At 62.2% G+C, this 8,860-nt stretch carries 9 protein-coding genes and 1 pseudogene; 6 read left to right on the top strand and 4 right to left on the bottom strand.

Features of this window, described 5'->3' with window-relative positions:
• Positions 1-226: pseudogene (locus ACE04F_RS00275) on the top strand (IS110 family transposase); the annotation flags it as partial.
• Positions 227-280: 54 nt separating this feature from the next.
• On the opposite strand, the gene tsaC reads toward ACE04F_RS00275, so the two are convergent.
• The 3 genes from tsaC to ACE04F_RS00260 all read right to left on the bottom strand — a co-directional run bounded on the left by tsaC (position 281) and on the right by ACE04F_RS00260 (position 3,100).
• Positions 281-838, bottom strand: coding sequence for an L-threonylcarbamoyladenylate synthase type 1 TsaC (gene tsaC / locus ACE04F_RS00270; protein ID WP_486103952.1), 558 nt, complete (start codon positions 836-838; stop codon positions 281-283).
• A 60-nt stretch (positions 839-898) separates the two neighbouring features.
• Positions 899-1,993 (bottom strand): DNA-processing protein DprA, encoded by a 1,095-nt coding sequence (gene dprA, locus ACE04F_RS00265; protein WP_486103950.1) that lies wholly within the window; start codon positions 1,991-1,993, stop codon positions 899-901.
• A gap of 81 nt (positions 1,994-2,074) precedes the next feature.
• Positions 2,075-3,100 (bottom strand): LysM peptidoglycan-binding domain-containing protein, encoded by a 1,026-nt coding sequence (locus ACE04F_RS00260; protein ID WP_486103948.1) that lies wholly within the window; start codon positions 3,098-3,100, stop codon positions 2,075-2,077.
• 156 nt (positions 3,101-3,256) lie between these two features.
• Between ACE04F_RS00260 and def the strand changes: the two genes are divergently transcribed.
• From def to ACE04F_RS00235, 5 genes are all read left to right on the top strand, one after another.
• The gene (gene def / locus ACE04F_RS00255) at positions 3,257-3,763 is read left to right on the top strand and encodes a peptide deformylase (protein WP_434570796.1); all 507 of its coding nucleotides are present in this window, start codon (positions 3,257-3,259) and stop codon (positions 3,761-3,763) included.
• Between the two features lie 71 nt (positions 3,764-3,834).
• On the top strand, positions 3,835-4,794 hold the full coding sequence (fmt, locus tag ACE04F_RS00250; RefSeq protein WP_486103946.1) for a methionyl-tRNA formyltransferase: 960 nt from the start codon (positions 3,835-3,837) through the stop codon (positions 4,792-4,794).
• Positions 4,791-6,101, top strand: a complete 1,311-nt coding sequence (gene rsmB / locus ACE04F_RS00245) for a 16S rRNA (cytosine(967)-C(5))-methyltransferase RsmB (RefSeq protein ID WP_486103944.1) — start codon at positions 4,791-4,793, stop codon at positions 6,099-6,101. Before fmt ends, rsmB begins: the two co-directional genes overlap by 4 nt.
• Before the next feature lie 23 nt (positions 6,102-6,124).
• Positions 6,125-7,498, top strand: a complete 1,374-nt coding sequence (gene trkA / locus ACE04F_RS00240) for a Trk system potassium transporter TrkA (protein WP_486103942.1) — start codon at positions 6,125-6,127, stop codon at positions 7,496-7,498.
• Between the two features lie 174 nt (positions 7,499-7,672).
• On the top strand, positions 7,673-7,978 hold the full coding sequence (locus ACE04F_RS00235; protein WP_486103940.1) for a tetratricopeptide repeat protein: 306 nt from the start codon (positions 7,673-7,675) through the stop codon (positions 7,976-7,978).
• A 232-nt stretch (positions 7,979-8,210) separates the two neighbouring features.
• Here the strand turns inward: ACE04F_RS00235 and ACE04F_RS00230 are convergent, their stop codons facing one another.
• Complete coding sequence (locus ACE04F_RS00230; RefSeq protein WP_486103938.1) at positions 8,211-8,720, bottom strand: hypothetical protein; 510 nt, start codon at positions 8,718-8,720, stop codon at positions 8,211-8,213.
• Between the last annotated feature and the right edge of the window lie 140 nt (positions 8,721-8,860).

The following is an 8,860-nucleotide window of genomic DNA, read 5'->3' as shown; positions in this document are numbered from 1 at the left end:
GGGGCGCCGCTGCCTGTCTAAGCGAGGTGACCCGGAGGCACGTCGATTGATGCATAACGCCGCGATGTCGGCGAGGCGCACAGCGGCATGGAAGGGTTTTTATGAGGCACTGAGGACCCGGGGGCTCAGCACAACCGAAGCATTAGTCGCACTGGCCCGCAAGCTTGCCCGAGTGGTATTCGCCCTGCTGAAGAATCAGAGCGAATACTTACCGAAAGGCATTTAAGGGGTAGCCCTGCACCATAGAATCTCCCACAGTTGATTGTGCGCTGATAAAAAATCAGTCTGGCCGCACCACCTTGCCGGTCGCCAGGTCACGGATCACGCTCGGGTTCCGACGCCCGCCCAGGTTGCCGCCCAATACCAGATCGAGCTGCCCTCGGAAATACTGTTCGACGCGAATCCGCGTGCGCGCCGCTGGCCGGCCTTGTGGGTTGGCCGAGGTGGAGACAAGCGGGCCGACCAGCGAACACAGGTCGCGCACGATCGGATGATCGCTGACCCGTAGCGCGACGGTGTCGTGCACGCCGGTGATCCATTCCGGCAACAGGTTCTGGTGCGGGACCAGCCAGGTGTTCGGCCCAGGCCAAGTGCTGGCCATGCGATCCATCCAGGTCTCAGGGAAGTCCTCGAACAGGAAATCGAACTGGTGGATGTTGTCGGCCACCAGTATCAGTCCCTTGTCGGGCCGTCGGGACTTGATCGCCAACAGACGCTCCACGGCATCCTCGTTCCACGGATCGCAACCCAGGCCCCAGACCGCTTCGGTTGGATAGGCAATCACCGCCCCGGCGCGAATTTCTCGCGCGGCTTGTTGCACACGCCAACTGTTGACCATGAAAGATTCTCCGCAACGCAAATAAGGCTGTGCGCAGTTTACCGATCTTCCTCATAAAACCTAGCGAGCAAACCAGCGTCCATGCTCGCACGCCGCCCTTCCGTCCATTTCCAGGTCGGTCAGTGCCGCCAGGACCTTGGACAAGCCCCAGCCGCTGGCATCGGCCAGTGCTTCGCTGGTCTGCGGCGCGGCGTGCAGCAGGCGCAACAGCGGATGCGTCACGGGGACAGGTTCGGCGATGAAGGGTAAGCGTTGCCAACCGCGTAGTGCTTCGAGGATGTGCTCCACGGTTTCCACCAGCGCCGCGCCGTCACGGATCAGTTGATGGCAACCCCGGGCGCCGGGATGGTGAATCGACCCCGGAATGGCATACACCTCACGGCCCTGTTCCGCCGCCAGGCGCGCGGTGATCAGCGAGCCACTGGCGACGCTGGCCTCGACCACCAGCACGCCAAGGGACAAACCGCTGATGATCCGATTGCGCCGTGGGAAGTTGCTGGCGTGGGGTGGCGCGTCCAGAGGGAACTCCGACAGCACCGCGCTGCCCTGGGCGATCATCGCTTCTGCCAGCCGACGATTGCGCTGTGGATAAAAATTTTCCAGGCCGGTGCCCAGCACACCGATTGTCTGCCCGCCGACATCCAGCGCAGCTTGATGCGCGGCCGCGTCGATACCCAAGGCCAGACCGCTGGTGATGACAAATCCAGCTCCGGCCAGGCTCCGGGAAAATGCCGCTGCGGTGTCCATGCCGGGACGCGAGGCGCGACGACTGCCGACCATCGCCAGTTGCGGCTTTTCCAGAATCGAGGTGTCGCCGGCAACGAACAGAAGTGGCGGCGCGTCGCTGATTTGCGCCAGCAGCGCCGGGTAGTCCGGTTGGTCCCACATCAATAGATAGTGGGCCTGACCCTCTAACCAGGCTAACGCGTGGGCGGCGCCATCACGTGTTTCCGGCGCGCGTCGGGCCTCGGCGCACTGCGCCGGCAGCCCCAGCGCTCGCCATGCGCTGGCTGGAGCGCTGATGGCTTTGGAGGCCGAGCCGAAGGCTTCCATGAGGGTCATGAAACGTTTGGGTCCCAGTTCCGGCAAGCGCTGCAAGCGCAGACGGGCCTCCAGTTCCGCGGGGGGAACCGAAGCGGATTCAGGCAATGGCATGTGATCAATCCTTGATCGTCATAAGCCCCGTACAAACGGGAACAAGTTGTGGATAACTCTGTTGGTAACTTGTGAGACCCGTTACGGATTGCGCACCTTGTCGAGGATTGCCAGCGAGCGCGAGGCGTACAGCACCAGGCCATAACTGAGCTTGTCGTAGGTGCGGAACACCATCAGCAGGCCGGCACGTTCGTCGGGAATCTTCACCGGGGCGCCGGTGATGCGGTCGCGCACTGTTTCACCGGTCTTCATGACCGCCAGAACGTTGCCCTCGGCCAATCCGTCACGGCGCCCCTTGTTCAGGGTGACCACGTCCATCGCGCCGATCTGCGTGACGCCCCGGGGCACATCGAGGATCAACCCGTTGATGTCCGATTTTGGCGCGCTGGGCATGAAGGTCGAGTTGATCGAGCGTTCTTCGCCGCTGAACAGTCGATCGCCGAGGCGCACCTCCTGCGTGGTGCGCTGCAGGGCCAGGGTGGTGACGTCGCCTTCGGTGGCGACGATCTCGCCGCTGCCGATGTCGTCGGCATTGATGCCCAGGAATTCCTTGGTCTCGGGGTCGGTGTAGACCTTGCCCTGGCGGAAGATGCCGTAGGCCGACTGGCTCGCATCGAAGGTGCCGCGGGCGAAGATCCGATCGCCGGTGCCGCTGAGCACTCGTTCGGCATCGCCTGCGACGACGTAGGGCGCCTTGTTGAAATCTTCCGCCGTGTCGACGATGCGGTTGCTCAGCAGGAAGCTGTTGATCGCCTGGAGCGGGATGCTCGGGATGGCGTCGGCCACCGGTGAGCTGCGGACGCGCGGGGACAGCTTGATGGTGCCGCGCGAGGTACCGCGACTGAGGGTCAGCCGTGGCTGGCCGTTGACGTAGATCAGCGACAGAGTGTCGCCGGGGTAGATCAGGTGCGGGTTTTCAATCTGTGGGTTGGCCTGCCACAGCTCGGGCCATTTCCAGGGTTCGCGCAGGTATTTACCGGAAATGTCCCACAGCGTATCCCCCGGAACCACTGTGTATTGCTGCGGAAAACCTTCCCGAAGTTGCACTTGCCCGTGCGCGATACCGGCCGAGGCCAGGAGCAGCAGGGCGAGTAGTGATTTCCTCATGCGGTGAATCCCTTTATTATGTGCGTTCGCGTAAAACGCCAGAGCCCCCGTGGCTCGCTCCGATTCAAGGAGCAACGTTTTACAACGGTAGCCTGCATTCCAAGACACGCCAGGCCAGCCACCCGACCTTACTTCACACGTGCATTTATCAAGCTTATGGCCATTTTGAACATTCTCGAATTTCCGGACCCGCGCCTGCGCACCATCGCCAAACCGGTGGCCGTAGTGGACGACGAAGTGCGCCAGTTGGTCGATGACATGTTTGAAACAATGTATGAAGCGCCCGGCATCGGCCTCGCCGCGACCCAGGTCAACGTGCACAAGCGCATCGTTGTAATGGACCTCTCCGAAGACCGCAGCGAGCCGCGGGTGTTCATCAACCCCGAGTTCGAAACCCTGACCGACGAGATGGAGCAGTACCAGGAAGGCTGCCTGTCGGTGCCGGGCTTCTACGAAAATGTCGACCGTCCGCAGAAGGTCAGGATCAAAGCCCTGGACCGTGACGGCCAGCCTTACGAGCTGATCGCCGAAGGCCTGCTGGCGGTGTGCATCCAGCACGAATGCGACCACCTCAACGGCAAGCTGTTCGTCGATTACCTGTCTAATCTCAAGCGTGACCGGATCAAGAAAAAACTGGAAAAGATCCATCGCCAGAACGCTTGATGCCCTTCTTCAAAGGCTTGCCGCGGCAAGCCTTTTTCTTTTTGCGATTGCTTTGTAATTGAGAGCTTCCCATGACTGAGCCACTGCGCATCGTCTTTGCCGGCACCCCCGAATTTGCCGCTGAACACCTCAAGGCCCTGCTGGCCAGCCCTCATGAAATCGTCGCGGTCTATACCCAGCCGGATCGCCCTGCCGGTCGTGGACAGAAACTGATGCCCAGCCCGGTCAAGCAACTGGCGCTGGAGAATGGCCTGCAAGTGTTGCAGCCGCCGACGCTGCGCGATGCGCAAGCCCAGGCCGAACTGGCCGCGCTGAAGCCGGACTTGATGGTGGTGGTCGCCTACGGCTTGATCCTGCCGCAAGTGGTGCTGGATATCCCGCGCCTGGGCTGCATCAACAGCCACGCTTCGCTGTTGCCGCGCTGGCGCGGTGCGGCGCCGATCCAGCGCGCCGTGCAGGCCGGCGATGCCGAGAGCGGCGTGACTGTGATGCGCATGGAGGCCGGCCTGGACACGGGGCCGATGCTGCTCAAGGTGAGCACGCCTATCGGCGCCGAAGACACGGGTGGCAGCCTGCATGATCGCCTCGCGCTGATCGGTCCGCCGGCCGTGGTCGAGGCCATCGAGGGCCTGGCTGCCGGCACGCTGCAAGGCGAAGTGCAGGATGACAGCCTCGCCACGTACGCGCACAAATTGAACAAGGACGAAGCCCGCATCGACTGGAGCCGCCCGGCCGTCGAACTGGAGCGCCTGGTGCGCGCCTTCAACCCTTGGCCGGTCTGCCACAGCACGTTGAACGGCGAAGCCGTGAAAGTCCTGGCCGCCAGCTGCGCCGAAGGGAAGGGCGCACCGGGTGAAATCCTCAGCGCCAGCAAAGACGGCCTCATCGTTGCCTGTGGCGATCAGGCGCTGTGCCTGACCCGCCTGCAATTGCCCGGCGGCAAGGCGCTGGGCTTCAGCGATCTGTTCAACAGCCGCCGTGAGAAATTTGCCGTCGGCACCGTCCTCGGCCAAGCGGCGGACGCTTCATGAATCCGCGTCTGGCCGCCGCCAAGGCACTGGCCGCCGTTCTCGGCGGCAAGGCTTCGCTCAACAGTTCCCTGCCAACCCAACTGGACAAAGTGGAAGACCGTGATCGCGGTTTCACCCAGGACCTGGCGTTCGGCACCGCCCGTTGGCAACCCCGGTTGTCGGCCCTGGCGGCCAAGCTGTTACAGAAGCCATTCAAAGCCGCCGATGGTGACGTCGAAGCGTTGCTGCTGGTGGGGCTCTACCAATTGCTCTACACCCGCGTCCCCGCCCACGCCGCCATCGGCGAAACCGTGGGCTGCGCCGACAAGCTGAAGAAGCCGTGGGCCAAGGCGCTGCTCAATGCCGTGCTGCGCCGCGCGCAGCGGGAAAGCGAAACCCTGCTGGCGGAACTGGAGCATGACCCGGTGGTGCGCACCGCCCACCCGCGTTGGCTGCAGAAATCCCTGAAAGCCTTCTGGCCTGATCAGTGGGAAGCCATCTGCGCGGCCAACAATGCCCATCCGCCGATGATCCTGCGGGTCAACCGACGTCATCACAGCCGTGATGCGTATCTGGCCTTGCTGGGCGAAGCCGGCATCCCGGCCATCCCGTGCCAATACAGCCGCGACGGCATCATCCTGGAAACCCCAGGCGACGTCCGTGCCCTGCCAGGTTTCGCCGACGGCTGGATCGGCGTCCAGGACGAAGCCGCGCAGCTGGCCGCCGACTTGCTGGAACTGGCGCCGGGCCAACGGGTGCTGGACGCCTGTTGCGCCCCGGGCGGCAAGACCTGCCACATCCTTGAGGCCGAGCCGAAACTGGCCGGCGTGGTGGCCGTGGACCTGGAAGCCAAGCGCCTGGTGCGGGTCAAGGAAAACCTCGCGCGCCTGGGCCTGGACGCCGAGCTGTTCGCCGCCGATGGCCGCGACACCGCCGCCTGGTGGGACGGCAAGCCATTCCAGCGCATCCTGCTGGACGCGCCTTGCTCGGCCACTGGGGTCATCCGCCGGCATCCGGACATCAAGCTCACCCGTCAGGCGGACGACATCGCCCCATTGGCGCAACTGCAAGGGGAACTGCTCGACGCCCTGTGGCTGACCCTCGAGGTCGGCGGCATGCTGCTGTACGCCACATGCTCGACCTTGCCGACCGAGAACACCGACGTGATCGAAGCGTTCCTCGCCCGCACGCCGGGTGCACGGGAGTTGGACATCGCCACCCAGGCTGGCATCAAGCAGCCCCATGGCCGCCAGTTGCTGGCCCAGGAGGGCGGGCATGACGGGTTCTATTACGCCAAGTTGATCAAGATTGCCGCCGCACGCGGTTAAACCGATTCGATAGGAGTGGCTGGATGAAAATCATCATCCTCGGTGCAGGGCAAGTCGGCGGTTCGCTGGCGGAACATCTGGCCAGCGAGGCCAACGACATCACCGTGGTCGACACCGACGGCGAGCGCCTGCGCGACCTCGGCGACCGTCTCGACATCCGCACCGTGCAAGGGCGTGGCTCCTTGCCGACGGTGCTGCGCCAGGCCGGTGCCGACGACGCCGACATGCTGGTGGCCGTGACCAACAGCGACGAAACCAACATGGTCGCCTGCCAGGTCGCCCACACGCTGTTCCACACCCCGACCAAAATCGCCCGGGTGCGGGAAGCGGCCTACCTGACCCGCGCCGACCTGTTCGACAACGAAGCGATTCCGGTGGATGTGCTGATCAGCCCCGAGCAGGTGGTGACCAACTACATCAAGCGCCTGATCGAGCATCCCGGCGCGTTGCAGGTGATCGACTTCGCCGAGGGCAAGGCCCAACTGGTGGCGGTCAAGGCCTACTACGGCGGCCCGCTGGTGGGCCAGCAACTGCGCCAGTTGCGCGAACACATGCCCAATGTCGAAACCCGGGTCGCGGCGATTTTCCGCCGTGACCGACCGATCCTGCCCCAGGGCGACACGGTGATCGAAGCCGACGACGAAGTCTTCTTCATCGCCGCCAAGGCGAACATTCGCGCGGTCATGAGCGAAATGCGCCGCCTCGACGAGAACTACAAGCGCATCGTCATCGCCGGCGGCGGCCAGATCGGCGAACGCCTGGCCGAAGCCATCGAAAGCCGCTACCAGGTCAAGATCATCGAGATGAACCCGGCACGCTGCCGCTACCTCTCCGACACCCTCGACAGCACCGTGGTGCTGCAAGGCAGTGCCTCGGACCGCGACCTGCTGCTGGAAGAAAACATCGCCGATGCCGACATCTTCCTGGCCCTGACCAACGACGACGAAGCCAACATCATGTCCTCGCTGCTGGCCAAACGCCTGGGTGCGAAGAAGGTCATGACCATCATCAACAACCCGGCCTACGTCGACCTGATCCAGGGCGGCGACATCGACATCGCCATCAGCCCGCAACTGGCAACCATCGGCACCTTGCTCGCCCACGTGCGCCGCGGCGACATCGTCAGCGTCCACTCCCTGCGCCGCGGCGCGGCCGAAGCCATCGAGGCGATCGCCCATGGCGATGCCAAGTCGAGCAAAGTGATCGGCAAAGCCATCCGCGACCTCGGCCTGCCGCCGGGCACCACCATCGGCGCGATCATCCGCGACGAACAGGTGCTGATCGCCCACGACGTCACCACCATCCAGACCGGCGACCATGTGATCCTGTTCTTGGTAGATAAGAAGCACATTCGTGATGTCGAGAAGCTGTTCCATGTGGGGTTGAGCTTTTTCTGATCCAGCGTTTGGGTGAGGCTACTGGCCTCATCGCGAGCAGGCTCGCTCCCACAAAGGCTCGCCGTCGTTTACAAAAATTGTGATCGACCGAGATCCACTGTGGGAGCGAGCCTGCTCGCGAAAGCTATCCAACAGCCAACCGATCAACCCCTGACACACCGATAAGGACGCCCCATGCTCGACTCCCTCGAAAAAATGCTCGCCAAGGGCGTGGACAACTCCCTGCTGCGCTTCGGCCTCGGCAAAGGTTACCTCGACCTAGGCGAATTCCCCCGCGCCGCCGAACACCTCCAACGCTGCGTCGAATTCGACCCCAAGTATTCGGCAGCCTGGAAACTATTGGGCAAGGCTCATCAAGGCCAAGGCGATGTATCGGCAGCCCGGCAAGCTTGGGAACAAGGCCTGGAAGCCGCCCGGGCTCATCGTGACAAGCAGGCTGAAAAAGAAATGACGGTGTTCCTCAAAAAACTGGATCGATAGGAGCGGCCACCATCACTTTTCGTACAGCCTTCGACTGGAGAGCATCCCCGATCCCGCCGCTATTGCTGCAATCGCAAAGAGCCCGACATCAATGCTGCCAACGAATGACGGCAACACAAATATCACCAAAAAACCCAAGCAAACCAGGGCTATCCCCAGTCGCACCCTGAGCACGTAGCGTCTCACACAAACATGCAGCAGCAGGATCCCCAAACCGGCCAGTACATACTGACTACTGAGACTCATAGCTTATGTTTCCTCGGGATTGAATGATGATGGACGAAGTTGAGCGCTGTGGTCCGATACCACCGCTGACTTGAGCACCCAAGCTGACGATGACATCGCCAGTGTGATAGGTCGGTAACAGGTCCTTGGCCCACCTTCGGCCTAAGTAGCCTGCTGCTGGTGCGACAACTTTACCAATGCCTGGCACTTGACCAGCCACTCCCGTAAAAATCCCAGTGGTAATGGTGAGAAGATCCGTGCGTTGCTCATTGAGCCAATCCCCCTGGGTACGAGTCAGGGGATTGGAAATTCCGACGTTCATGAAACAAGGCAGATCCCTGGCGAGCATCTTGTCATAGAGCTCCACCAGCAATCGGGTGACTTCAAAGTTGGCCGCTTTCGCCTCGCGAAAATACAGCGTTCTGAGCCCGCCTCTGTCTGCGGGCATGACGGTGAAACGGCTTACGCAGAAAGTGATTCCGTGATGAGTGGTGAATTGATGCTTATCGAAGTCCATTCTTCAGTCCTTGATGAATTCGCAAGGCCTTGAGTTTTATTCAGAAATGGAGATTTACATAATGGCAATTCCGGTTTGGGCGGGTTGTTTGTCACTTATAGTTTCCGCAAAGGCGTTCGATCCGGTTGTCCTACAGATAC

Source organism: Pseudomonas sp. AGC41 (assembly GCF_057334555.1).
Note: the sequence above shows the minus strand (reverse complement) of the source record. Positions and strands in the feature narration are given on the sequence as shown.